At 69.0% G+C, this 23,211-nt stretch carries 22 protein-coding genes; 3 read left to right on the top strand and 19 right to left on the bottom strand.

From position 1 onward, the window contains the following. The first annotated feature begins 152 nt into the window (after window positions 1–152). The 3 genes from AC067Z_RS19675 to AC067Z_RS19685 all read left to right on the top strand — a co-directional run bounded on the left by AC067Z_RS19675 (window position 153) and on the right by AC067Z_RS19685 (window position 4,093). On the top strand, window positions 153–1,355 hold the full coding sequence (locus AC067Z_RS19675; RefSeq protein WP_478790813.1) for a sensor histidine kinase: 1,203 nt from the start codon (window positions 153–155) through the stop codon (window positions 1,353–1,355). Then, window positions 1,352–2,050: a response regulator gene (locus AC067Z_RS19680; RefSeq protein WP_478790814.1), complete on the top strand. Its 699-nt coding sequence runs from the start codon at window positions 1,352–1,354 to the stop codon at window positions 2,048–2,050. Before AC067Z_RS19675 ends, AC067Z_RS19680 begins: the two co-directional genes overlap by 4 nt. Window positions 2,051–2,326: 276 nt before the next feature. Further along, on the top strand, window positions 2,327–4,093 hold the full coding sequence (locus AC067Z_RS19685; RefSeq protein ID WP_478790863.1) for a glycosyl hydrolase family 18 protein: 1,767 nt from the start codon (window positions 2,327–2,329) through the stop codon (window positions 4,091–4,093). Between the two features lie 123 nt (window positions 4,094–4,216). Here the strand turns inward: AC067Z_RS19685 and AC067Z_RS19690 are convergent, their stop codons facing one another. The 19 genes from AC067Z_RS19690 to rho form a co-directional block, all read right to left on the bottom strand. Further along, window positions 4,217–4,663: a DUF2550 domain-containing protein gene (locus AC067Z_RS19690; RefSeq protein WP_478790864.1), complete on the bottom strand. Its 447-nt coding sequence runs from the start codon at window positions 4,661–4,663 to the stop codon at window positions 4,217–4,219. Between the two features lie 135 nt (window positions 4,664–4,798). After that, window positions 4,799–5,173, bottom strand: a complete 375-nt coding sequence (locus tag AC067Z_RS19695; RefSeq protein ID WP_478790815.1) for a F0F1 ATP synthase subunit epsilon — start codon at window positions 5,171–5,173, stop codon at window positions 4,799–4,801. A 165-nt stretch (window positions 5,174–5,338) separates the two neighbouring features. Next, window positions 5,339–6,781 carry a F0F1 ATP synthase subunit beta gene (atpD, locus tag AC067Z_RS19700; protein WP_478790816.1) on the bottom strand — a complete coding sequence of 481 codons (1,443 nt, stop codon included), beginning with the start codon at window positions 6,779–6,781 and terminating at the stop codon, window positions 5,339–5,341. Continuing rightward, a complete protein-coding gene (locus tag AC067Z_RS19705) occupies window positions 6,781–7,698 on the bottom strand; it encodes a F0F1 ATP synthase subunit gamma (protein WP_478790817.1) in 918 nt (305 codons plus the stop codon). Before AC067Z_RS19705 ends, atpD begins: the two co-directional genes overlap by 1 nt. Window positions 7,699–7,718: 20 nt before the next feature. Next, window positions 7,719–9,317, bottom strand: coding sequence for a F0F1 ATP synthase subunit alpha (gene atpA / locus AC067Z_RS19710; protein WP_478790818.1), 1,599 nt, complete (start codon window positions 9,315–9,317; stop codon window positions 7,719–7,721). A gap of 141 nt (window positions 9,318–9,458) precedes the next feature. Next, window positions 9,459–10,274 (bottom strand): F0F1 ATP synthase subunit delta, encoded by an 816-nt coding sequence (locus tag AC067Z_RS19715; RefSeq protein WP_478790819.1) that lies wholly within the window; start codon window positions 10,272–10,274, stop codon window positions 9,459–9,461. Further along, window positions 10,271–10,825: a F0F1 ATP synthase subunit B gene (locus AC067Z_RS19720; RefSeq protein WP_478790820.1), complete on the bottom strand. Its 555-nt coding sequence runs from the start codon at window positions 10,823–10,825 to the stop codon at window positions 10,271–10,273. Before AC067Z_RS19720 ends, AC067Z_RS19715 begins: the two co-directional genes overlap by 4 nt. Before the next feature lie 41 nt (window positions 10,826–10,866). Further along, window positions 10,867–11,097, bottom strand: coding sequence for an ATP synthase F0 subunit C (gene atpE, locus AC067Z_RS19725; RefSeq protein ID WP_478790821.1), 231 nt, complete (start codon window positions 11,095–11,097; stop codon window positions 10,867–10,869). A gap of 76 nt (window positions 11,098–11,173) precedes the next feature. Beyond that, on the bottom strand, window positions 11,174–11,986 hold the full coding sequence (gene atpB / locus AC067Z_RS19730; RefSeq protein WP_478790822.1) for a F0F1 ATP synthase subunit A: 813 nt from the start codon (window positions 11,984–11,986) through the stop codon (window positions 11,174–11,176). 225 nt (window positions 11,987–12,211) lie between these two features. Further along, window positions 12,212–12,649, bottom strand: a complete 438-nt coding sequence (locus tag AC067Z_RS19735; RefSeq protein ID WP_478790823.1) for a hypothetical protein — start codon at window positions 12,647–12,649, stop codon at window positions 12,212–12,214. A 317-nt stretch (window positions 12,650–12,966) separates the two neighbouring features. Next, window positions 12,967–14,301 (bottom strand): MraY family glycosyltransferase, encoded by a 1,335-nt coding sequence (locus AC067Z_RS19740; protein WP_478790824.1) that lies wholly within the window; start codon window positions 14,299–14,301, stop codon window positions 12,967–12,969. 110 nt (window positions 14,302–14,411) lie between these two features. After that, window positions 14,412–15,671 carry a serine hydroxymethyltransferase gene (locus tag AC067Z_RS19745; RefSeq protein WP_478790825.1) on the bottom strand — a complete coding sequence of 420 codons (1,260 nt, stop codon included), beginning with the start codon at window positions 15,669–15,671 and terminating at the stop codon, window positions 14,412–14,414. A gap of 143 nt (window positions 15,672–15,814) precedes the next feature. Beyond that, complete coding sequence (locus AC067Z_RS19750; protein ID WP_478790826.1) at window positions 15,815–16,474, bottom strand: arsenate reductase/protein-tyrosine-phosphatase family protein; 660 nt, start codon at window positions 16,472–16,474, stop codon at window positions 15,815–15,817. Continuing rightward, window positions 16,471–17,118, bottom strand: a complete 648-nt coding sequence (locus AC067Z_RS19755) for an L-threonylcarbamoyladenylate synthase (RefSeq protein ID WP_478790827.1) — start codon at window positions 17,116–17,118, stop codon at window positions 16,471–16,473. The genes AC067Z_RS19750 and AC067Z_RS19755 overlap by 4 nt, the downstream gene beginning before the upstream one ends. Window positions 17,119–17,221: 103 nt before the next feature. Beyond that, complete coding sequence (gene prmC / locus AC067Z_RS19760; RefSeq protein WP_478790828.1) at window positions 17,222–18,067, bottom strand: peptide chain release factor N(5)-glutamine methyltransferase; 846 nt, start codon at window positions 18,065–18,067, stop codon at window positions 17,222–17,224. A gap of 77 nt (window positions 18,068–18,144) precedes the next feature. Beyond that, on the bottom strand, window positions 18,145–19,224 hold the full coding sequence (gene prfA, locus AC067Z_RS19765) for a peptide chain release factor 1 (RefSeq protein WP_478790829.1): 1,080 nt from the start codon (window positions 19,222–19,224) through the stop codon (window positions 18,145–18,147). A gap of 105 nt (window positions 19,225–19,329) precedes the next feature. Continuing rightward, window positions 19,330–19,554 (bottom strand): 50S ribosomal protein L31, encoded by a 225-nt coding sequence (gene rpmE / locus AC067Z_RS19770; RefSeq protein WP_478790830.1) that lies wholly within the window; start codon window positions 19,552–19,554, stop codon window positions 19,330–19,332. A 194-nt stretch (window positions 19,555–19,748) separates the two neighbouring features. Continuing rightward, the gene (locus tag AC067Z_RS19775; protein WP_478790831.1) at window positions 19,749–20,858 is read right to left on the bottom strand and encodes an LCP family protein; all 1,110 of its coding nucleotides are present in this window, start codon (window positions 20,856–20,858) and stop codon (window positions 19,749–19,751) included. 266 nt (window positions 20,859–21,124) lie between these two features. Next, window positions 21,125–23,140: a transcription termination factor Rho gene (gene rho, locus AC067Z_RS19780; protein WP_478790832.1), complete on the bottom strand. Its 2,016-nt coding sequence runs from the start codon at window positions 23,138–23,140 to the stop codon at window positions 21,125–21,127. Between the last annotated feature and the right edge of the window lie 71 nt (window positions 23,141–23,211).

Here is a 23,211-nt window from a genome sequence, read left to right on the forward strand (position 1 = left end):
GGCAGCTCTCCTTGTCGTTTCCTCCAGCCTCGCGGCGGCCGGCGCCCGAATCGTCGTCGGCAGTGAGGAAGTGGGCCTGCATCGTTCGATGTAGTCGCGGGTCAGCCCCCACGGTGAGGCGTCCGCGCACCCGCTCCGTGTTTGATGGGGTGGTGACCTTCCCCCGCCCTCACCGCGACGACGTGCTCCTCGCCGTCGGCGGTCTGCTCATCGGCGTGCTGCTGTGGTCCCTCGGTCTGCACACCCAGAGCAGCCGGGGTCTGCTCCCGGAGTGGACGGTGCTGGTGCCGCTCGCCGTGATGGCTGCGCTGGAGTTGGTGCGCCGGATCACGCCGAGCACCGCGCTGCTCGTCGGCACGGTCGCGGTGGTCGGCGACCAGTTCACCCAGGGCAACATCGCCACCGTCATGATGTTCGCCGACCTGGCATACGCCGCCGTGCTCTACGGGACACCCGGGGCGGCGCGGCGCATCCCGGTCGTCACGGGCATGGTCACCATCGCGGTCACCATCGGGTGCCTGGTGTGGTTCCGCAGCCCCGAGGCCCTGCTGGTCGGCGTGGTCACCGGGCTGATCTCGTTCTTCCCCGCCATCACCGGCGTGATCGTGCGCAACCACCGCGACGCGGCGGACGCCGCCCGGCTGCGCGCCGAACAGACGGCACTCCTCGCGGAGATGGACCGCGCCCAGGCGGTGGTCGCGGAACGGGCACGGATGGCCAGGGAACTGCATGACATGGTGGCCAACCACCTTTCTGCCATCGCGATCCACTCCACCGCGGCGATCTCCCTGGACGACGCGGCGACGACCCGGCAGGCGCTGACGGTGATCCGGGAGAACAGCGTCGAGGGCCTGGCGGAGATGCGCCGGCTGATCGGACTGTTGCGGGACAGCAGTGGTGACGCGGAACCGGCAGCCGCGCCCACCCTGGCCGGCCTGGAGGCGCTGGTCGGACAGGCCCGGACGAACGGGTCGTCGAGCGGGCTGACGTTCGTGCTGGACGACCGCCGGGGTGAGGGGGACACGCTGCCCGCGCCCGTGGAGCTCGCGGCGTACCGCATCGTGCAGGAGTCGCTGACCAATGCGATCAAGCACGCGGATCCGGGCGTGGTGCAGGTCATCGTGTCCGCCGCTCCTGATGCGCTCACGGTCGCGGTGACCAGCCCGTACGGCAGCCGCCCGGGACCCCGCGCTCCCGGCTCGGGTGCCGGTCTGGTCGGCATGGAGGAGCGGGTCGTGCTGCTGGACGGGGCGTTCGAGGCCGGCCCGGCCGAGGGGCCGCCCGAGGGGCCGCAGGAGATCTGGTGCGTACGGGCCGTCCTGCCTGTACTGAACGACAAGGAGCCCTGGTCATGACGTCTCCCGCTGCCGAGCCGCACGAGCCGGCGGGTGAGGTCCCGCGCACGTACCGGGTGCTGGTCGCCGAGGACCAGAGCGCGGTGCGCGCCGGGCTGGTGCTGATCCTGCGCAGCGCGCCGGACATCGACGTCGTGGGAGAGGCGGCGGACGGGGAGGAGGCGGTGCGGATGGCACGGGAGCTGCGCCCCGACCTGGTGCTCATGGATGTGCAGATGCCACGGCTGGACGGGGTGTCGGCCACCCGGCAGGTGGTCGCGGAGAAGCTGGCGGACGTCCTGGTACTGACGACGTTCGATCTCGACGAGTACGTCTTCGGGGCGCTGCGTGCCGGAGCTGCGGGGTTTCTGCTCAAGAACACGGAGGCGAAGGATCTGATCCTGGCGGTGCGCACCGTGGCGCGCGGCGAGGGGCTGATCGCCCCCGCGGTCACGCGACGGCTGATCGCGGAGTTCGCCGCCCCCTCTCCCGCACGGGCTCCGGGCGGGCGGGACGCGGCGGTGCTGGATGCGCTCACCCGTCGTGAGCGCGAGGTGCTGGCGTGTCTCGGGGAGGGGCTGTCGAACGCCGAGATCGCGAGGCGGCTGTCGATGGCCGAGGCCACGGTGAAGACCCACGTCAGCAGGCTGCTGGCAAAGCTCGACCTGCGCAGTCGGGTCCAAGCGGCGGTGCTGGCGCAGGAGTTGGGGATCTGACGGCGGCCTCTGCGGAAGCACGGGCACCTGTGGTCTGGACCTATTGACGATTGGTCCAGACCTTCCTACTCTCACGGCACACACGCTGCGGTGAGCCACGCGGTGTGCGCAGTACGGACCACCCCGACTTGTCCGTCCGCAACTCGAGGAGCTTCCTTGAGCACCCATGTCACCGGGGCGCCCCGCCCCAGAAGCAGATCCGCCCTCAGAAACAGACCGGGCCTCAGAGCCAGAGCGACCGCGGGCCTGACCGCGCTGCTCCTCCCCCTCGCCGCCATGGTCGGCCTCGCCTCCCCCGCCGAGGCAGCCGCCTCGGCGACCGCCACGTACGCCAAGGTCTCCGACTGGGGCACCGGCTTCGAGGGCAAGTGGACGGTGAAGAACACCGGCACCACCGCCCTCAGCTCCTGGACCGTCGAGTGGGACTTCCCCTCCGGGACCTCCGTCACCTCCGCATGGGACGCGGACGTGACGAGCTCGGGCACCCACTGGACCGCGAAGAACAAGAGCTGGAACGGCACGCTGGCCGCCGGCGCCTCCGTCACGTTCGGCTTCAACGGCAGCGGCCCCGGCTCCCCCTCCGGCTGCAAGCTCAACGGCGCGTCCTGCGACGGCGGCTCCGTCCCCGGCGACAACCCGCCTTCCGCACCCGGCACCCCGAGCGCGAGCAACATCACCAACACGTCGGTGACGCTGAGCTGGAGCGCTGCCACCGACGACAAGGGCATCAAGAACTACGACGTGCTGCGCGACGGCGCCAAGGTCGCCACGGTCACCGGCACCTCGTACACCAACACCGGGCTGACCGCTGGCACCGACTACTCCTACAGCGTCCAGGCCCGTGACAGCGCCGACCAGACCGGTCCCGTCAGCGGCGCCCGCGCGGTGCGCACCACCGGCGGCGGCACCGACCCGGGCCCCGGCCCCGGTGGCAAGGTCAAGCTGGGCTACTTCACCGAATGGGGCGTCTACGGGCGCAACTACCACGTGAAGAACCTCGTGACCTCGGGCTCCGCAGCCAAGATCACGCACATCAACTACGCCTTCGGCAACGTCTCCGGCGGCCGCTGCACCATCGGTGACGCCTACGCCGACTACGACAAGGCGTACACCGCCGACCAGTCCGTCGACGGCGTCGCCGACACCTGGGACCAGCCGCTGCGCGGAAACTTCAACCAGCTGCGCAAGCTGAAGGCCAAGTACCCGAACATCAAGGTGCTGTGGTCGTTCGGCGGCTGGACCTGGTCCGGTGGCTTCGGCCAGGCCGCGGCGAACCCGGCCGCCTTCGCCCAGTCCTGCTACGACCTGGTCGAGGACCCGCGCTGGGCCGATGTCTTCGACGGCATCGACCTGGACTGGGAGTACCCGAACGCCTGCGGTCTGTCCTGCGACACCAGCGGTCCCGCGGCGTTCAAGAACATGATGCAGGCGATGCGTGCCAAGTTCGGCACGAACAACCTGGTCACCGCGGCCGTCACGGCGGACGCCTCCTCCGGCGGCAAGATCGACGCCGCCGACTACGGCGGCGCCGCGCAGTACATCGACTGGTACAACGTGATGACGTACGACTTCTTCGGCGCTTGGGCCGCCCAGGGCCCGACCGCCCCGCACTCCCCCCTCACCTCGTACCCGGGCATCCCGCAGGCGGGCTTCAACTCCGCCGAGGCGATCGCCAAGTTCAAGGCGAAGGGCGTGCCGTCGTCCAAGCTGCTGCTGGGCATCGGCTTCTACGGACGCGGCTGGACCGGGGTGACCCAGTCGGCCCCAGGCGGCACGGCGACCGGACCGGCTGCGGGCACGTACGAGCAGGGCATCGAGGACTACAAGGTCCTCAAGAACAGCTGCCCGGCGAACGGCACGATCGCCGGCACGGCCTATGCGCACTGCGGCAGCAACTGGTGGAGCTACGACACCCCCACGACCATCCGCTCCAAGATGAGCTGGGCGAACGGCCAGGGGCTGGGCGGAGCGTTCTTCTGGGAGTTCAGCGGTGACACCACGAACGGGGAACTGGTCAGCGCGATCAACACCGGGCTCGGGTAGTCCCGGGGCAGTACCCAGCTGACCGCGAAGCCCGGGAGAGTCCCCTCTCCCGGGCTTCGTCATGTCCGAACGATCAGGCCGCGTGCACGTGCCCCGGACAGGGCCCCGCCTGCGCGAAAGCCCTCAGGCCACATTGACTCGCTGGCCCGGAGGTGCCGCCTCCAGCCAGGCGAGGAAGCCCGTCAGGGCGTCCTCGCTCATCGCCAGCTCCAGACGGGTGCCGCGGTGCAGACAGCCCAGGACCACGGAGTCCGACAGCAGGGCGAGCTCCTCCTCGCTGTCCGGCGTGCGCCGGGCCAGCACCTCGATGGCGGAACGCTCCAGCGTGCGCCGAGGACGGGGAGCGTACGAGAAGACCCGGTACCACTCGATCCGGTCACCGCTGTAGCGGGCGACTCCGTACACCCAGCCCTTGCTGGAAGGGTCTCCCTCCTCGGGGACGTTCCAGCGCAGACTGCAGTCGAAGGTCCCCCCGGAGCGCTGGATCAGCCGCCTGCGGAGACCGAAGACCAAGAGAGCGACCACCACCAGCAGGACGACCAGGCCGCTCACAAGAAGAGCGAGGAACATCTCCACCGACCTCCTCGCATCGTCCCGTAAAACCGAATACCACGTGCACCTGCACCTGCATCGCCTCAGCCGCGGCACGGTCTGGAGAAGCTCCAGCCCGGGCCGCGGCTGAGGGACAAACCTGTCGGCGGGGTGCTAGTGCACCGCCACCGCACGCAGCCGGACGTCGGCGCGACGCTCGGCGGCGGCGTCCGTGTCCGACTTGGCGCGGTCCAGCGCACGCTCCGCGCGCTGGACATCGATCTCATCCGCCAGCTCGGCGATTTCCGCCAGCAGCGACAGCTTGTTGTCCGCGAACGAGATGAATCCGCCATGGACGGCGGCGACGACAGTGCCGCCCTCACTCGTACGGATGGTCACCGGGCCCGACTCCAGCACACCGAGCAGCGGCTGGTGACCGGGCATGACGCCGATGTCGCCGGACGTGGTGCGCGCGACGACCAGGGTGGCCTCGCCGGACCAGACACTACGGTCCGCGGCGACCAGCTCGACGTGCAGCTCAGCAGCCAAGGGTGGCTCCTCGGGTCACCACCCGGCGGTCATGCCGGGTGTTGGGTCATAAGTCTAATAGGGCTCCGGACGCCGGAGCGCCGGGGGCTGTCCCGGGCGAGGCCCGGGAAAGGCGTGCGAAGAGGGGCGGGACGGAACCCGCCCCTCTTCAGCGAGTCATGGGACTCAGGAGACGCCGAGCTCCTTGGCGTTGTTCTTGAGGTCCTCAAGACCACCGCACATGAAGAACGCCTGCTCGGGGAAGTGGTCGTACTCACCGTCGCAGATCGAGTTGAACGCGGCGATCGACTCGTCGAGCGGCACGTCCGAACCGTCCACGCCGGTGAACTGCTTCGCCGCGTGGGTGTTCTGGGACAGGAAGCGCTCGACACGACGGGCACGGTGGACAACGAGCTTGTCCTCCTCGCCCAGCTCGTCGATACCGAGGATCGCGATGATGTCCTGGAGGTCCTTGTACTTCTGCAGGATCCCCTTGACGCGCATGGCGGCCTCGTAGTGGTCCTGCGCGATGTAGCGCGGGTCCAGGATGCGGGACGTCGAGTCCAGCGGGTCCACCGCGGGGTAGATGCCCTTCTCGGAGATCGGACGGGAGAGAACCGTCGTCGCGTCGAGGTGGGCGAAGGTGGTGGCCGGCGCCGGGTCGGTCAGGTCGTCCGCGGGGACGTAGATCGCCTGCATCGAGGTGATCGAGTGACCACGCGTCGAGGTGATGCGCTCCTGCAGCAGACCCATCTCGTCCGCCAGGTTCGGCTGGTAACCCACCGCGGACGGCATACGGCCGAGCAGGGTGGACACCTCGGAACCGGCCTGGGTGAACCGGAAGATGTTGTCGATGAAGAAGAGCACGTCCTGCTTCTGCACATCGCGGAAGTACTCCGCCATGGTCAGACCGGCCAGGGCGACGCGCAGACGGGTGCCCGGGGGCTCGTCCATCTGACCGAAGACCAGCGCGGTCTTGTCGAGAACGCCGGACTCCTCCATCTCCGCGATCAGGTCGTTGCCCTCACGCGTACGCTCACCGACACCCGCGAAGACGGAAACGCCCTCGTGGAGGTTGGCGACACGCATGATCATTTCCTGGATCAGAACGGTCTTGCCGACACCGGCACCACCGAACAGACCGATCTTTCCACCCTTGACGTACGGGGTGAGAAGGTCGACGACCTTCAGGCCGGTCTCGAACATCTCGGTCTTGGACTCGAGCTGGTCGAAGGCCGGGGCCTTGCGGTGGATCGGCCAGCGCTCACCGACGTTGGCGTTCTCCTCGGGGTGGTTCAGCACCTCACCGAGGGTGTTGAACACCTTGCCCTTGGTGAAGTCGCCGACGGGGACGCTGATGCCCACGCCCGTGTCGGTCACCGGGGCCTGGCGGACCAGGCCGTCGGTGGGCTGCATCGAGATGGTGCGGACGATGCCGTCACCGAGGTGCTGGGACACCTCGAGCGTCAGCGTCTTCTTGGCGCCGTCCTGGGCCGGGTCTGCGACCTCGACGTGCAGGGCGTTGTAGATCTCCGGCATCGCGTCGACGGGGAACTCCACGTCGACGACCGGGCCGATGACCCGGGCGACGCGGCCCGTGGCGGCGGCCGTCTCAACAGTGGTCGTCATTACTTGTCACTCCCCGCGGTCGCGTCGGCCAAGGCGCTGGAGCCACCGACGATCTCGCTGATTTCCTGGGTGATTTCGGCCTGGCGGGCCGCGTTGGCAAGTCGGGAGAGCGTGTTGATCAGCTCGCCCGCGTTGTCGGTGGCCGACTTCATCGCCCGACGGCGGGCCGCGTGCTCGGAAGCGGCGGCCTGCAGCAGGGCGTTGTAGATGCGGCTCTCGACATAGCGCGGCAGCAGGGCGTCGAGGACGTCCTCCGCCGACGGCTCGAAGTCGAACAGCGGAAGGATCTCGTCCTTCGCGCCCGTCTCCTCCACGGCCTCGTCGAGGCTGAGCGGCAGCATCCGGTCGTCGACGGGCGTCTGCGTCATCATCGACACGAACTCCGTGAAGACGATGTGCAGCTCGTCGACGCCGCCCTCCGCGGTGTCCAGCTGGACAGCCTCGATGAGCGGTGCGGCAACCTTCTTGGCGTCCGCGTAGTCCGGGCTGTCCGTGAACCCGGTCCACGAGTCCGTGACCTTGAGCTCACGGAAGCCGTAGTAGGCGACACCCTTGCGGCCGACGATGTACGTGTCGACCTCCTTGCCCTCGCCGCGGAGCCGCTCGGTGAGCCGGTCGGCCGCCTTGATGGCGTTGGAGGAGTAGCCGCCGGCCAGACCGCGGTCGCTCGTGATGAGCAGAATCGCGGCCCGCGCCGGAGACTCGGCCTCCGTGGTCAGGGGGTGCTTGGTGTTCGATCCGGTCGCCACCGCAGTGACCGCGCGGGTGAGCTCGGTCGCGTACGGCGTGGAGGCCGCCACCTTGCGCTGCGCCTTGACGATGCGCGAGGCGGCGATCATCTCCATCGCCTTGGTGATCTTCTTCGTCGCGGTGACGGACCGGATGCGACGCTTGTAGACCCGGAGCTGCGCTCCCATGAGTCAGGTCCCTTCCGTCGTCACTTGGAGACGTTGACGGCGGCCGGGGCGTCCTCGCCGAGCAGCTTGCCGTCGAAGGTCTCGAACTGCTTCTTGAAGTCCGCGATGGAGTCCGCGACCTTGGTCAGCGTGTCGTCCGACATCTTGGCGCCCTCGCGGATCGAGATCATCAGACCCGACTCCTCGCGGTGCAGGTACTCCAGCAGCTCGCGCTCGAACCGGCGGATGTCCTGAACCGGGACGTCGTCCATGCGGCCGGTGGTGCCGGCCCAGACGGAGACGACCTGGTCCTCGGTCGGCATCGGCTGGTACTGCGGCTGCTTGAGCAGCTCGACCATGCGCTTACCGCGCTCCAGCGAAGCCTTGGACGCGGCGTCCAGGTCGGAACCGAAGGCGGCGAACGCCTCCAGCTCGCGGTACTGGGCGAGGTCCACACGCAGACGGCCGGAGACCTGGCGCATCGCCTTGTGCTGGGCGGAGCCACCGACTCGGGAGACCGAGATACCGACGTTCAGGGCCGGACGCTGACCGGCGTTGAACAGGTCGGACTCCAGGAAGCACTGGCCGTCGGTGATGGAGATGACGTTGGTCGGGATGAACGCCGACACGTCGTTGGCCTTGGTCTCGACGATCGGCAGACCCGTCATCGAACCGGCGCCCATGTCGTCGGAGAGCTTGGCGCAGCGCTCCAGCAGACGCGAGTGCAGGTAGAAGACGTCACCCGGGTAGGCCTCGCGGCCCGGCGGACGACGCAGCAGCAGGGACACGGCGCGGTAGGCGTCGGCCTGCTTCGAGAGGTCGTCGAAGATGATGAGGACGTGCTTGCCCTCGTACATCCACTGCTGACCGATGGCCGAACCGGTGTACGGGGCAAGGTACTTGAAGCCCGCCGGGTCGGACGCCGGGGCGGCGACGATCGTCGTGTACTCGAGCGCGCCGGCCTCTTCCAGAGCGCCGCGCACGGACGCGATGGTCGAGCCCTTCTGGCCGATGGCGACGTAGATGCAGCGAACCTGCTTGTTCACGTCGCCCGAGCGCCAGTTGTCGCGCTGGTTGATGATCGTGTCGACGGCCAGGGCGGTCTTGCCGGTCTGACGGTCACCGATGATCAGCTGACGCTGGCCACGGCCGATCGGCGTCATCGCGTCGACGGCCTTGTAGCCGGTCTCCATGGGCTCGTGCACCGACTTGCGCTGCATGACCGTGGGGGCCTGCAGTTCAAGGGCGCGGCGGCCCGAGGTCTCGATCTCGCCGAGGCCGTCGATCGCGTTGCCGAGCGGGTCGACGACACGGCCGAGGTAGCCCTCGCCCACGGCGACGGACAGCACCTCGCCGGTGCGGGTGACCGACTGGCCCTCCTCGATGCCGCTGAACTCGCCGAGGACGATCGCACCGATCTCGCGCTCCTCGAGGTTGAGGGCGAGACCGAGGGTGCCGTCCTCGAACTTCAGCAGCTCGTTCGCCATGGCCGAGGGAAGACCCTCGACCTTCGCGATACCGTCGCCGGCCAGGCTGACCGTGCCGACCTCCTCGCGCGAGGCCGCGTCCGGCTGGTACGACTGGACAAAGTTCTCCAGCGCGTCCCGGATCTCCTCCGGCCGGATCGTGAGCTCCGCCATCTGGGTTCCCTGCTCTCCTTGTTGGGCCCGAAGTTTCTTTGGGGGTCTGGGGGCCGACCCCCAGGAATCTTCTGCAATCTCTGCACGGCCCAACCGGGCCGCTGGTCTTGCCAATTTCAGTTAATGCGTCGCTGAGCGCTGTCAGCCGGCGATCCGGCGCTTCGCCTCGTCGAGACGATCCGCGATGGTGCCGTTGATGATCTCGTCGCCCACCCGCACCGAGATCCCGCCGAGGACCTCGGGGTCCACTTCGAGATTGAGGTGCATCTCGCGGCCGTACACCCGCGCCAGCCCTGCGCCGAGGCGTTGCTTCTGCGCATCGGTCAGCGGCACCGCTGAGGTGACCACGGCGACCATCCGGTCCCGCCGCGCCGCGGCGAGCTTGGACAGGGAGTCGAGTCCCGCTTCCAGGCTACGTCCACGAGGGTGCGTGACAAGGCGGATGATCAGACGCTCGGTGACCGCCTGGGTCTTGCCGCCGAGCAGACCGCTCAGCAGCCCGCCCTTGGCGGCGGCCGACGCGGACCGGTTGGTCAGCGCGGACCGCAGTTCCGTGCTGGACGAGAGGATCCGGCCGAACCGGAACAGCTCGTCCTCGACGTTGTCGAGAGCACCGGTCTGCTGCGCGGCGGTGAGGTCGGCGGTGTTCGCCAGTTCCTCGAGCGAGTCGACCAGGTCGCGCGACTGCGACCAGCGGGACCGGACCATGCCCTTGATCAGATCGGCGGCCTCGCCACCCACCTGACCACCGAAGATGCGCCCGGCCAGCTCGGCCTTGGCCTCGCCGGCCTGCGCCGGGTCGGTCAGGACCCGACGCAGCGACACCTCACGGTCGAGCAGCGCGGTGACGGCAGCCAGCTCGCCGGCGAGCTTCGCCGCGTCGACCGACGAGTTGTCGGTCAGCGCGTCGAGCGACTCGTGCGCGGCGGCCAGTGCCTCGCGGCTGGCTCCGTTCATCGGCCGGCCTCGGCCTTCGAAGCGCCGTCCTCGAGCGAGTCGAGGAAGCGGTCGATGGTGCGGCTCTGACGGGCGTGGTCCTCGAGGGACTCGCCGACGAGCTTGCCGGCCAGGTCGGTGGCGAGCTTGCCCACGTCCTGACGCAGCGCAGCGGCCGCAGCCTTGCGGTCGGCCGCGATCTGGGCGTGGCCGGCAGCGATGATCTCCTCGCGCTGCCGCTGGCCTTCCGCCTTCATCTCCTGGATGATCGCGGTGCCCTGCTCGGTGGCCTCCTGGCGCAGCCGGGCGGCCTCGTGGCGGGCCTCGGCGAGCTGAGCCTTGTACTGCTCGAGCACGCTCTCGGCCTCGATCTTGGCCGCATCGGCCTTCTCGATACCGCCTTCGATGGCCTCACGACGCTCTTCCAGAACACGGTTGATGTTCGGGAGGAGCTTCTTCGCGAGGAAGAAGAAGACGATGGCAAAGGCGATCAGGCCGATGACAAGCTCATCGAGGTGCGGAATGAGCGGATTCTGCTCCTCCACAGCCGCGAGCTGAACCAGAGGGTTCACATCAATGCCTTCCGTAATGGGGTTGGGCTGTCGTCCGACGATCAGGTACGGAAGACGAAGCCCATGACGATGCCGATGAGGGCAAGCGCCTCACAGAAGGCGAAACCCATGATCTGGTTGGTACGGATCAGACCGGCCGCCTCGGGCTGACGGGCGAGAGCCTGGGTGCCGTTACCGAAGATGATGCCGACGCCGACGCCGGGGCCGATGGCGGCAAGGCCGTAACCGATGGAGCCGAGGTTGCCGGTGACGGCGGCAAGGGTCTGGGACATGCCAGTTCTTCCTTCTCTTTCACGGACCGGTGGGGGTTGGCCACCGGACGTCTGTTGGGCAGGGGGGTCGGGTCGCTCAGTGGCTCTTGGCGAGCGCGCCCTGGAGGTAGCTGCAGGCCAGGAGCACGAAGACGTATGCCTGAACAGCCTGGATGAAGAGCTCGAAGCCGGTCATGACGATGACCATCACGAACGACGTGCCGGCATAGACGATGCCGATGCCGTTGAGCAGGTACCAGCTGGCGAGGGTGAACATCACCAGCAGCATGTGGCCCGCGAACATGTTCGCGAAGAGCCGGACCGCGTGGGTGAACGGCCGGATCAGCAGGTTGGAGAAGAGGTCGATGAACGCGACGAGCCACTTGACCGGGCCGAGCGAGTTGTCGTAGCCGGTGATGTTCTTCCAGCCGCCCACGAAGCCGTGCGTCTTGAAGGTCAGGCTCACCCACAGCACGTAGACCAGGAGCGCCATGCCCAGGGGGTAGGCGATGATCGACGTCACCGGGAACTGGGCCAGCGGAATCACGGACCAGAGGTTCATGATCCAGATGAAGAAGAACAGGGAGACCATCAGCGGGACGTACTTCTCGCCGTCCTTCTTGCCCATGATCTCGTAGACGATCCCGCGGCGGACGAAGTCGTAACCGGCCTCGCCGACCATCTGCAGCTTGCCGGGAACCAGCTTCGGCTTGCTGAACGCCGCCCAGAAGAACCCGACGACGACGATCGACGCGAGGAATGCCAGCAGCATCGCCTTGTTGAACTCGAAGCTGCCGACGGTGAAGATGGGCTTGAACAGGAAGGAATGGAGCCCGGGTGCCGGGAAGCCACAGTCCCTGAAGATCTGACAGCTTGCGTCGAAGGCGAGCATCTGGGGGTCAGCACTCACCGCGGGCTCCTTCAGCGTGGCGCATAGGTACGGCAACCTCGTTGTGTCGGCGCGGCATGCCGCCGCGGTTCGGCACTGGACTGGTGTTTCGGATGTGGGGGCGGCTGTCAGGCAGTGAGCCTCGCGATGGAACAGGCGTCAGCTCAGATGCCCGCGCCCGCAGTGCCGCAGTTGGCACCGGACGATAGCAGGATCCCGAACGGCCATTTATCCCGCCCCTACCTCTCACGTCGTCGAGCCGCTCTTGACGGGCGTTTCACCCTTGGCGGACTCGGGGTCGACGTAGAGGATCTTCGCCTTCATATAGGCACGCGCCTGGGCGGAGACCCACACGAGGGTCGACGCGAGAAGCGTGAAGGCGAAGGCCTTGGCGTTGAACAGGCTGGTGTCCTGGAACACCGCCATGAAGACGAGAAGCAACAGCAGCTGGGCGGTGTAGAGCATCAGCCCCATCGCCTGGAACAGGTGCGGGAAGTTCTTGGCCGTCCGCTGGAGCACCAGCATGCCCATCCCCATGAAGAGGATCACCACCAGGGTGCCGACCACTGCGCCGAGCGCTCCCTTTCCACCGGCGACCACTCCACTGATCACAGCGGCGATCGCGCCGGCGGCAGCAGTGGGCACGGCGGCGAGAAGAAGAGTGCGTGCGTCATTGGACGGCATGGCGGCAGCTCCGCTTGCTTGGTGGGGGCAGTGGTGTCGTCATGGACGAGCGTAGGCCCGGTCCGAGACGGTTCCTCGGGGCCAACGGACCGTCGCACTACGGTCCTTCGGCGCTGTCTCCGGGTCTCGTGAACGGTATCACAAACTATTTGATGAGGTCTTTACCCAGAGGTGTGCCAACTCTCACACATGAGAGTGAGTGCGCGCGTGTGTGCGCGACAACAGGTCGTTATGTCTGGTAATGCGGCACTCTGCGTCGGCCTTGTCAGCTTACCGCCGGGGACTTACCCCCATGGAGGTACGGCCGTGGGGCGCCGTCAGCGGCCCGACCGCACGCTGTCCCGCTCCGGGAACCGGGCCCGCGCACCCACCGCCGTCGCGCCGTTCATGCCGCTCACTCCCACCCCGACCGGCACCCGGTCCTCGTCGTCGTGCCCGGACGCCACAGGCGTCGTCCGCTCCCCCGCGGATCCCGCCGCCCGCCCGCCGCGCCGGTAGCGGGGCGGCACGAACGACTCCGCCCACTTCGGGGCGCGCGGTGTGAAGCGGGGCAGCAGCAACAGGACCAGGCCCGCCGCGCTCAGCGCCACGATCAGCAGCACGATCCACATCGAGCCCGCGTTCACCGAGTACGCCACCGTGCCGAACGCGATCAGCGCCGACCAGAAGTACATGATCAGCACCGCGCGGCTGTGGGAGTGGCCGATCTCCAGCAGACGGTGGTGGAGGTGACCGCGGTCCGCAGCGAACGGCGACTGGCCCCGCCAGGTGCGACGGACGATCGCCAGCAGCAGGTCGGCGACCGGAAGCGCCGTGATCGTCAGCGGCAGCAGCAGCGGAATGAAGACCGGAAGCATCGCGTGCGTCGCCGCCCGCTCGCCGCCGACGAAGATGCCCAGCCGGTCCGGGTCCACCTGCCCCGTGATGGAGATCGCGCCGGCGGCCAGCACCAGACCGATGAGCATCGAGCCCGAGTCGCCCATGAAGATCCGCGCCGGATGCATGTTGTGCGGCAGGAAGCCGAGGCACATGCCCATCAGGATGGCGGCGAACAGCGTCGCGGGGGCCGCCTCCTCGATCCCGTAGCCGTACCAGAGGCGATAGGCGTACATGAAGAACGCGCCCGAGGTGATGCACACCATGCCCGCCGCGAGCCCGTCGAGGCCGTCGACGAAGTTGACCGCGTTGATGGTGATGACCACCAGCGCGACCGTCAGCAGATTCCCCTGCCATGCCGTCAGTGAGACCGTGCCGACGCCGGGCACGGGGATCCACAGGATGGTCAGACCCTGCGCGACCATCACACCCGCGGCAATCATCTGGCCGCCGAGCTTGATCAGGGCGTCGATCTCGAACTTGTCGTCGAGGACACCGATCAGCCAGATCAGGGCCGCGCCCGAGAGCAGCGCCCGCGGCTCGTTCGACAGCTCGAAGACGTCGTTCAGATTCGCGAGATGGTCCGCGAAGAGCAGCCCCGCGCACAGGCCGCCGAACATGGCGATACCGCCGAGCCGCGGTGTCGGTTCCCGGTGCACGTCACGTGCACGGATCTCCGGCATCGCGCCGGCGGCGATGGCGAACTTCCGCACCGGTCCGGTCAGCAGATATGTCACCGCGACCGTGACACAGAGCGTCAGCAGGTACTCGCGCAATGGTTCCCCATGTGTTGGACGACGCGCCGCTCCACACCTTAAGACATAGGACGACGCGGAACGGGCGGCAGTTGCACCCGCCCGAGGCCGCCTCCCGACCCCCGCCCGGCTCAGCGCGGGTACGGCGGGAAGCGTGCCGTGATCTCCTGCACCTGATCGAGTACCCGGCCCTCCTCCCGGATCGCCTCCCCGAACAGGGTGGCGATGTGCGCCATCTCCGGCCGGCCCATGCCCTGGGTGGTGACCGCCGCGGTCCCGAGCCGGATGCCCCGCCCGCCGCCGTACGGCAGGGCACATGTGTCGAGAACCATGCCCGCCGCGGCAAGACGGCTGCGCGCGATACGCCCGTCGATACCCAGCGGAGCCGGGTCCGCGCCGACGATATGGGTGTCCGTGCCGCCCGTGAGCACGGCGAAGCCCTCCGCCTCCAGGCCCTCGGCGAGTGCCCGTGCGTTGGCGACCACCTGATGGGCGTACGCCGCGAACGCCGGCGTCGCCGCTTCACCGAACGCGACCGCCTTCGCCGCGATCGTGTGCATCTGCGCGCCGCCCTGGGTGAACGGGAAGACCGCGCGGTCGATGCAGTCGGCCAGGTCCGCGCCGCACAGGATCATTCCGCCCCGCGGCCCGCGCAGCACCTTGTGCGTGGTGGCGCAGACCACGTCCGCGTAGGGGACGGGGCTGGGTGCGGCGCCGCCCGCCACCAGACCGATGGGATGCGCGGCATCGGCGATGAGATAGGCGCCCACCTCGTCGGCGATCTCACGGAACGTCGCATAGTCGGGGTGGCGGGGGTAGGAGATCGAACCGCAGACGATCGCCTTGGGCTTGAGCTGCCGCGCGAGCGTGCGGACCTGTTCGTAGTCGATGAGGCCGGTCTCCGCGTCGACCCCGTAGGCGGCGAAGTCGAACCACCGGCCGGAGAAGTTCGCGGGAGAGCCGTGGGTGAGATGGCCGCCGTACGGCAGTCCCATGGCGAGCACGGTGTCGCCCGGTTTCAGCAGCGCCGCGTACGCCGCGAGGACGGCCGAGGAGCCGGAATGGGGCTGGACATTGGCGTGTTCGGCGCCGAAAAGGGTGCGCGCCCGGTCGACGGCCAGCCGCTCCGCGATGTCGACGAGCTCGCAGCCGCCGTGGTGCCGGGCACCCGGATAGCCCTCGGCGTACTTGTTGGCGAGCGGCGACCCGAGGGCGGCGAGGACCGCGGGCGAGGTGAAGTTCTCCGCCGCGATGAGCTGCAGCGTCGTGGCCTGTCGACGGCCCTCGCCGTACAGGATGTCGGCGGCCTGCGGGTCCTGGCGGCGCAGCGCCTCGAAGGACTGGCTCGCGTAAACGGCCGGTGCGGAACTGACTTCGTGGGTGACGGACATGACGGCTCCGGGCCTCGGAGGAGCGGCGGCACCTCCAATGTAGGACCGGGGCGGTGCGAGCGCGCGCCGTTCGCGGCGACCGTGTGCGCTGCCGGGCCGGCCCCAGCGCCTCCGCAGCGGTAGCGGGTGCGGGCGGAGTCCGGTTACGGGCGCGGGCGGGTGGGGGAAACGCCCGTCAGCGCGGTGACCACCGGGTCCAGCGCCTGGTGGATCTCGTCGCCGATCGAGCGGAAGAACGTGATGGGCGCCCCGTACGGGTCGAAGACCTCGTCCGCGTCCGGGCTCGGCGCCAGAAGCCACCCGCGTAGAGCCGCGGCCGCGCGCACGAGCGCACGCGCGCGCTCGACCACGCCGTCCTCGCGCGGGTCGGGCAGGGTGGCCGGATCGATCGCCCGCACCAGGCGGGTGAACTCCTTCAGCGTGAAGGTCCGCAGGCCCGCCGAGTGCCCCATCGAGATGACCTGCGCGCGGTGGTCACGGGTCGCCGTGAGGACCAGATCCGCGCGGATCACATGCTCGTCGAGCAGTTCACGTCCCACGAAGCCGCTCGCGTCCGCGCCGAAGTCGGCGAGGACGACCTCGGCGTTCGCCTCCATCGGGGCGCCCTCGTGGCCCCAGGTGCCTGCGCTCTCCACGATCAGGCCGCCCGTGAGGGGATCGCCGAGGCGGTCGCTCAGGGCATGGCGGGTCAGCCGCTCGGTGATGGGCGAGCGGCAGACGTTGCCGGTGCTGACGTGGAGGATGCGGAAGGTGGAGGCCGCTTTGCCGGGTTCCGCTATTCCACGCCCCTCAGGGGCGGTCAATTGGCCACCTCGAGGTCGGGTACGACCTTGCGCAGCTCGTCCGCCGAGAGCGCTCCCTGGCGCAGCAGAACGGGGACCTTGCCCGTGACGTCGACGATCGAGGACGGCACGATGCCCGGGGTGGGGCCGCCGTCCAGATACACGGAGACGGAGTCGCCGAGCATCTCCTGCGCAGCGTCGCAGTCCTCAGGAGAGGGGTGTCCCGTGAGGTTGGCGCTGGAGACCGCCATCGGGCCCACCTCGGTGAGCAGTTCGATGGCGACCGGGTGCAGCGGCATCCGGATCGCGACGGTTCCCCGGGTGTCGCCCAGGTCCCACTGCAGCGACGGCTGGTGCTTGGCGACCAGCGTCAGCGCGCCCGGCCAGAAGGCGTCGACGAGCTCCCAGGCCTGCTCGGAGAAGTCGGTGACCAGGCCGTGCAGGGTGTTCGGGGAGCCGATGAGGACAGGGGTGGGCATGTTCCGGCCGCGTCCCTTGGCGTCGAGCAGGTCGGCGACGGCCTCGGAGGTGAAGGCGTCCGCACCGATCCCGTACACGGTGTCGGTGGGCAGCACGACGAGCTCGCCGCGGCGGACCGCCGATGCGGCTTCGCGCAGCCCCGTCGAACGGTCGGTCGCGTCGTTGCAGTCGTATCGCCGTGCCATCAGCGGGCCTCCTTCTTGTTGAGCACTCGGTTCTCCCCCTGCCTTCGGCGGGGGGACCCCCACGAGGGGCCCAAGCGTGCGTCGACGGTTGATCGCGAAGCACTCACGGCATCGCCTTGCGCGCGGTCGCGAACCGCGGCCGCTTGTTGAGGTCGGGGTGGTCGGCGGCGTCGGCCCAGCCGGATTCCTCGTTGAAGATCCACGGCACCTGGCCGCCCTGGGTGTCGGCGTGCTCGACGACGACGAGGCCGCCCGGGCGCAGCAGCCGGTGTGCGGTGCGCTCGATGCCGCGGATGGTGTCCAGTCCGTCCTCGCCGGAGAACAGGGCCATCTGCGGATCGTGGTCGCGGGCCTCGGGGGCGACGTACTCCCACTCGGTGAGCGGGATGTACGGCGGGTTGGAGATGACCAGGTCGACCTGGCCGTCGAGTTCGGGCAGGGCGCTCAGCGCGTCGCCCTGGTGGACGGTGACCCTGGAATCCTGGGCGTTCTTCCGGGTCCACGTCAGGGCGTCGTCCGACAGCTCCACGGCGTGCACGCGCGAACGCGGCACCTCCTGGGCCATGGCGAGGGCGATCGCACCCGAGCCCGTGCACAGGTCGACGATGAGCGGCTCGACGACGTCCATCGCCCGCACGGCCTCTATGGCCCAGCCGACGACCGACTCGGTCTCGGGGCGGGGCACGAAGACACCGGGGCCGACCTGGAGTTCCAGAAAGCGGAAGAAGGCGCGCCCGGTGATGTGCTGCAGCGGCTCGCGGGCCTCCCGGCGGGCGACGGCTTCCCAGTAACGGGCGTCGAAGTCCGCGTCCTTGACGAGGTGCAGCTCCCCCCGCTTCACGCCGTGCACGAACGCGGCGAGCTCCTCCGCGTCGAATCGCGGGGACGGCACGCCGGCGTCGGCCAGCCGCTGGGTGGCCTGAGCCACCTCGGCAAGCAGCAGGTTCACCCTCTGGTCCTCCGGTGCGGTGCGTTGGTGCGGGCCCGCGGGTGCGGGTTCGTGCGGGATTCGGGGCTCGGCGCGCCCTACTGGGCGGCGGCGAGCTTGGCCGCGGAGTCGGCGTCGACACAGGCCTGGATCACAGCGTCCAGTTCCCCGTCGAGCACCTGGTCCAAGTTGTACGCCTTGAAGCCGACGCGGTGGTCCGAGATCCGGTTTTCCGGGAAGTTGTACGTCCGGATCTTCTCGGAGCGGTCCACGGTGCGCACCTGGCTGCGGCGCGCGTCCGCGGCCTCCTTCTCGGCCTCCTCCTGTGCCGCGGCAAGCAGCCTGGAGCGCAGGATACGCATGGCCTGCTCCTTGTTCTGGAGCTGGCTCTTCTCGTTCTGGCAGGAGGCGACGATGCCGGTCGGCAGGTGGGTGATGCGCACGGCGGAGTCGGTGGTGTTGACGGACTGGCCGCCGGGACCCGACGACCGGTAGACGTCGATGCGCAGGTCGTTCGCGTGGATCTCGACGTCGATCTCCTCGGCCTCGGGCGTGACGAGCACACCCGCCGCGGAGGTGTGGATGCGGCCCTGGGACTCGGTGGCGGGTACGCGCTGCACGCGATGCACACCGCCCTCGTACTTCAGCCGTGCCCACACGCCCTGGCCGGGCTCGGTCGCGCCCTGACCGCCCTTGGTCTTCACGGCGACCTGAACGTCCTTGTAGCCGCCGAGCTCGGACTCGGTGGCGTCGATGATCTCGGTCTTCCAGCCGACGCGCTCCGCGTACCGCAGATACATGCGCAGCAGGTCGCCGGCGAACAGTGCGGACTCGTCGCCGCCTGCGCCCGCCTTGACCTCGAGGATGACGTCCTTGTCGTCGCTGGGGTCGCGCGGAACGAGCAGCAGCCGCAGCTTCTCGGTCAGCTCCCCGCGCTGCTTCTCCAGTTCCTTCACCTCGGCGGCGAAGTCCGGGTCGTCGGCGGCGAGTTCACGCGCCGTCCCGATGTCGTCGCCGGTCTGCTTCCAGGAACGGTACGTGCCGACGATCGGCGTCAGCTCGGCGTAGCGCTTGTTCAGCTTGCGAGCGTTCGCCTGGTCCGCGTGGACCGAAGGGTCGGCGAGCTTCTTCTCGAGATCGGCGTGCTCGCCGATCAGTTCCTCGACCGCCTCGAACATCGGGGGCTCCTGGTTTTCTTGCGCGAAGGGTGGCTGCTCAGAACGGACAAAGCGCCGGTCCCGGCCGCCCGGGAAGGGGCGGCCAAAGACCGGCGCAGTGGCGCGCTACTTCGCGGCGGAGCCGGCAGCCTTGCCGAAGCGGGCCTCGAAGCGGGCCACACGGCCACCGGTGTCGAGGATCTTCTGCTTGCCCGTGTAGAACGGGTGGCACTCGGAGCAGACCTCGGCACGGACGCTGCCGCTCTCGATCGTGCTACGGGTGGTGAACGACGCGCCGCAGGTGCAGCTGACCTGGGTCTCGACGTACTGGGGGTGGATGTCGCGCTTCAAGGTGTCTCCTACTTTCGGGAGGGCACCGGGTCGTACGTGCGGTTTGCTCGTACGTGAACCGGGGCCGACGTACCAGTCTGCCAGGACCGGCCGTATCTCCCAAAACGGGGGTGGGGCCGGAAGTATTCCGGATGGCGTTCGCGGGTACGGATGGCTCTTACGGCCACATGCCGTCCCCGGACCACTACCGGCCGCTACCTGCTGCTCACCACGTCCGCGGCCTCGCCCTTGTCGCCGGCGGAGTCCTTCAGCGCGCCGGCGGGCACGGGCTGATCCTGCTTGAGCGCACGCCAGACCTGACGGGCCCCGCTCTCGACGGGGACCACACGGTTGGGGTCGGCCGGATCGTAGCGCACAGGCATGGTGACCATGTGCACGTCCTCGGCGCCCAGGGAGCTCAGACCGCGGGCGAAGCCCATCAGCTCGTTGACGGAGTCCAGCTCGGAATCCGGCGTGATCGCCTTGCTGCCGGTGTCGGCGAGGTCGAGGAGCTTCTTCGGGTTGCTGAAGACGCCGACGTCCTTGACCTGGTTGATGAAGGCCTTGATGAAGGCCTGCTGGAGCTGGATCCGTCCCAGGTCGCTGCCGTCGCCGACGCTCTTGCGGGTGCGGACGAGTCCGAGGGACTCCTCGCCGTCCAGGGTCTGGGTGCCGGGTTCGAGGCTGAGGTGGCTCTTGGCGTCGTTGATCGGCTGATTGGTGGTGATCTCCACGCCGCCGAGCTTGTCGATCAGCTTCTTGAAGCCGGTGAAGTCGACCTCGAGGTAGTGGTCCATGCGGATACCGGACATCGCCTCGACGGTCTTGACGGCACAGGCCGGGCCGCCGACCTCGTACGCGGTGTTGAACATCGCGCGCTGCTCGCCGTCGACGGCGGTGCCCGCGCGGTCGGTGCAGTCGGGTCGCTCGATCAGTGTGTCGCGGGGGATGGAGACGACACTGGCCTTCTTGTGGCCCTGGTAGACGTGCATGACCATCGCGGTGTCGGAGCGGGCGGCGCCCTCGTCGGTGCCGTACTCGGAGTTCGCACCGGAGCGGGAGTCGGAGCCCAGGACCAGGATGTCCATGGAGCCGTTGTCGATGTTCTTGGGCCGCTCGGTACCGAGTGCCTGGTTGATGTCGACGCCGTCGAGGTTCCCGTTGACCTTGAAGTAGACGTAGCCGAGGCCGGAGCCGCCGACGAGCACCAGGGCCGCGGTCGACCATGCGGCCGCGGTCCACATGCGGCGGGCCGTGGTGGGCTGCTTGCGGCGCTTTCCGCCGCCGCGTATTCGGCCGCCGCTGTTGCTTGTCCGTTCAGTCATGGTCTCCTCGACTCCTCGCCCCGCTGCCCCCAGTCTTGGTGTTCAGGAGCGGTATGTCGGCACTTGTTCAGACGGTGAAGCATCCAGAAGGGTTGCACGGCCGCCTGAGAAGTCCCTGAGAACGACGTGTGCCCACCGTGCTTCGCACGGTGGGCACAACGGGCCGTTCAGCGGGGCCGACTCTCCGTCCTCACCTGCCAGTTCGGCGGGCGGGGCGGGAGTGCCGGGGGCCCGTTCCCGGGCCCCACGGCTGTGGCGAAGATCTCTCAGTCGTTGCCGTTGCCGGCGGACGGAGTGGTCTTCTGGATCTGCAGCAGGAACTCGGCGTTCGACTTCGTCTGCTTCATCTTGTCGAGCAGCAGCTCGATCGCCTGCTGCTGGTCCAGCGCGTGGAGCACGCGGCGCAGCTTCCAGGTGATGGCGAGCTCGTCGCTGCCGAGCAGGATCTCTTCCTTGCGGGTGCCGGACGCGTCGACGTCCACCGCGGGGAAGATGCGCTTGTCGGCGAGCTTCCGGTCGAGCTTCAACTCCGCGTTACCGGTGCCCTTGAACTCCTCGAAGATCACCTCGTCCATCCGCGAGCCGGTGTCGACCAGCGCGGTGGCCAGGATGGTCAGCGAGCCGCCGTCCTCGATGTTGCGCGCGGCACCGAAGAAGCGCTTCGGCGGGTAGAGCGCGGTCGAGTCGACACCACCGGACAGGATGCGCCCGGAGGCCGGGGCCGCGAGGTTGTACGCACGGCCGAGGCGGGTGATCGAGTCCAGCAGGACGACCACGTCGTGACCCAGCTCGACGAGACGCTTGGCGCGCTCGATGGCCAGCTCGGCGACGGTGGTGTGGTCCTCGGCGGGGCGGTCGAAGGTCGAGGAGATGACCTCGCCCTTCACCGACCGCTGCATGTCGGTGACCTCTTCCGGACGCTCGTCGACGAGGACGACCATCAGGTGGCACTCGGGGTTGTTGTGGGTGATCGCGTTGGCGATCGCCTGCATGATCATGGTCTTGCCGGTCTTCGGCGGGGCCACGATCAGGCCACGCTGGCCCTTGCCGATCGGCGCCACGAGGTCGATGATCCGCGTCGTCAGCACACCCGGGTCGGTCTCCAGACGGAGCCGGTCCTGCGGGTACAGCGGGGTCAGCTTGTTGAACTCGGGGCGGCCGCGGCCGGATTCGGCCGCCATTCCGTTCGCCGAGTCGAGGCGGACCAGCGCGTTGAACTTCTCGCGGCGCTCGCCCTCCTTGGGCTGACGGACCGCGCCGGTGACGTGGTCGCCCTTGCGCAGGCCGTTCTTGCGGACCTGGGCCAGGGACACGTACACGTCGTTCGGACCGGGCAGGTAGCCGGAGGTCCGGATGAACGCGTAGTTGTCGAGGATGTCCAGGATGCCCGCGACCGGGATCAGCACGTCGTCGTCGGAGACCTGCGGCTCGTTGGGGCCGAACTCGTCGCGGCCACGACGGCCGCGGCGGTCGCGGTAACGGCCACGACGGCCGCGACGGCCGCCGCCGTCCTCGTCGAAGTCGTCCTGCGGGCCGCCGCCCTGCGGGCCCTGCTGGCCGCCCTGGCGCTGCTGGCGCTGCCCGCCGCCGCCCTGCTGGTCGTCGCCCTTGCCGCGGCGGTCGCGCTGGCGGTCACGGCGGTCGCCGCGCTCACCGCGGTCACCGCGCTGGCCGCGGTCCCGGCGGCCCTCGCCGTCCTGGGCGCCGACAGCGCCCTCGGCCTTGGCGTCGGACTGCGGTTCGGCCTTGACCTCGGTCTTGACGTCGACGGAGCCCTCGGCGCGGGTCTCCGGGCTGCCCGCCTGCGCGGTGGCGCGGCGACGGCGGCGCTCACCGGCCGGCTGGTCGTCGCTGGCCGGCTGTCCCGGGATGTCGATCTGCTGCTGGGCGACGGCCTTCTCGGCCTTGTCCGCCTTCTCGGCCTTCTCCGCGGCCGGCGCAGCGGCGTCGTCGCCGGTGCGGGTCTTGGAGGTGGCGCGGCGCTTCGGCTTCGCCGGGGCATCGCCGGTACCCGCGTCGGCGGTCTTCGCCGGGGAGGAGGCCCCAGAGCCGGCCTGCGCCTCCTTGATGACCTCGATCAGCTGGCTCTTGCGCATCCGCGCAGTACCCCTGATTCCGAGGCCGGACGCGACCTGCTGCAGCTCGGCCAGGACCATGCCCTCGAGGCCGGTGCCGGAGCGGCGGCGCCGTGCGGTGGTGCCGGAGGCAGCACCTGCGGCGGGCGCGGTGGTGTCGACGTTGTTGTCGGCAGTCACGCCCATCAGATCGGTGGTGTCGCTCACGAAGGGTCCTTCCCTGGAGCGGACGTCGGCCTTCTGGCTCGGCGACCGGTTGTGCTGTCCGACAGCGGTCC

It is taken from the genome of Streptomyces sp. NPDC043812, from assembly GCF_056436245.1.

What these genes read in the sequence shown, in the direction of transcription:
- AC067Z_RS19680 (WP_478790814.1), top strand. Translation starts at nt 1,352, where the DNA reads ATGACGTCTCCCGCTGCCGAGCCGCACGAGCCGGCGGGTGAGGTCCCG.
- AC067Z_RS19685 (WP_478790863.1), top strand. Translation starts at nt 2,327, where the DNA reads ATGGTCGGCCTCGCCTCCCCCGCCGAGGCAGCCGCCTCGGCGACCGCC.
- AC067Z_RS19690 (WP_478790864.1), bottom strand. Translation starts at nt 4,663, where the DNA reads ATGTTCCTCGCTCTTCTTGTGAGCGGCCTGGTCGTCCTGCTGGTGGTG.
- atpD (WP_478790816.1), bottom strand. Translation starts at nt 6,781, where the DNA reads ATGACGACCACTGTTGAGACGGCCGCCGCCACGGGCCGCGTCGCCCGG.
- AC067Z_RS19705 (WP_478790817.1), bottom strand. Translation starts at nt 7,698, where the DNA reads ATGGGAGCGCAGCTCCGGGTCTACAAGCGTCGCATCCGGTCCGTCACC.
- atpA (WP_478790818.1), bottom strand. Translation starts at nt 9,317, where the DNA reads ATGGCGGAGCTCACGATCCGGCCGGAGGAGATCCGGGACGCGCTGGAG.
- AC067Z_RS19715 (WP_478790819.1), bottom strand. Translation starts at nt 10,274, where the DNA reads ATGAACGGAGCCAGCCGCGAGGCACTGGCCGCCGCGCACGAGTCGCTC.
- atpE (WP_478790821.1), bottom strand. Translation starts at nt 11,097, where the DNA reads ATGTCCCAGACCCTTGCCGCCGTCACCGGCAACCTCGGCTCCATCGGT.
- AC067Z_RS19735 (WP_478790823.1), bottom strand. Translation starts at nt 12,649, where the DNA reads ATGCCGTCCAATGACGCACGCACTCTTCTTCTCGCCGCCGTGCCCACT.
- AC067Z_RS19745 (WP_478790825.1), bottom strand. Translation starts at nt 15,671, where the DNA reads ATGTCCGTCACCCACGAAGTCAGTTCCGCACCGGCCGTTTACGCGAGC.
- AC067Z_RS19755 (WP_478790827.1), bottom strand. Translation starts at nt 17,118, where the DNA reads ATGGCACGGCGATACGACTGCAACGACGCGACCGACCGTTCGACGGGG.
- prfA (WP_478790829.1), bottom strand. Translation starts at nt 19,224, where the DNA reads ATGTTCGAGGCGGTCGAGGAACTGATCGGCGAGCACGCCGATCTCGAG.
- AC067Z_RS19775 (WP_478790831.1), bottom strand. Translation starts at nt 20,858, where the DNA reads ATGACTGAACGGACAAGCAACAGCGGCGGCCGAATACGCGGCGGCGGA.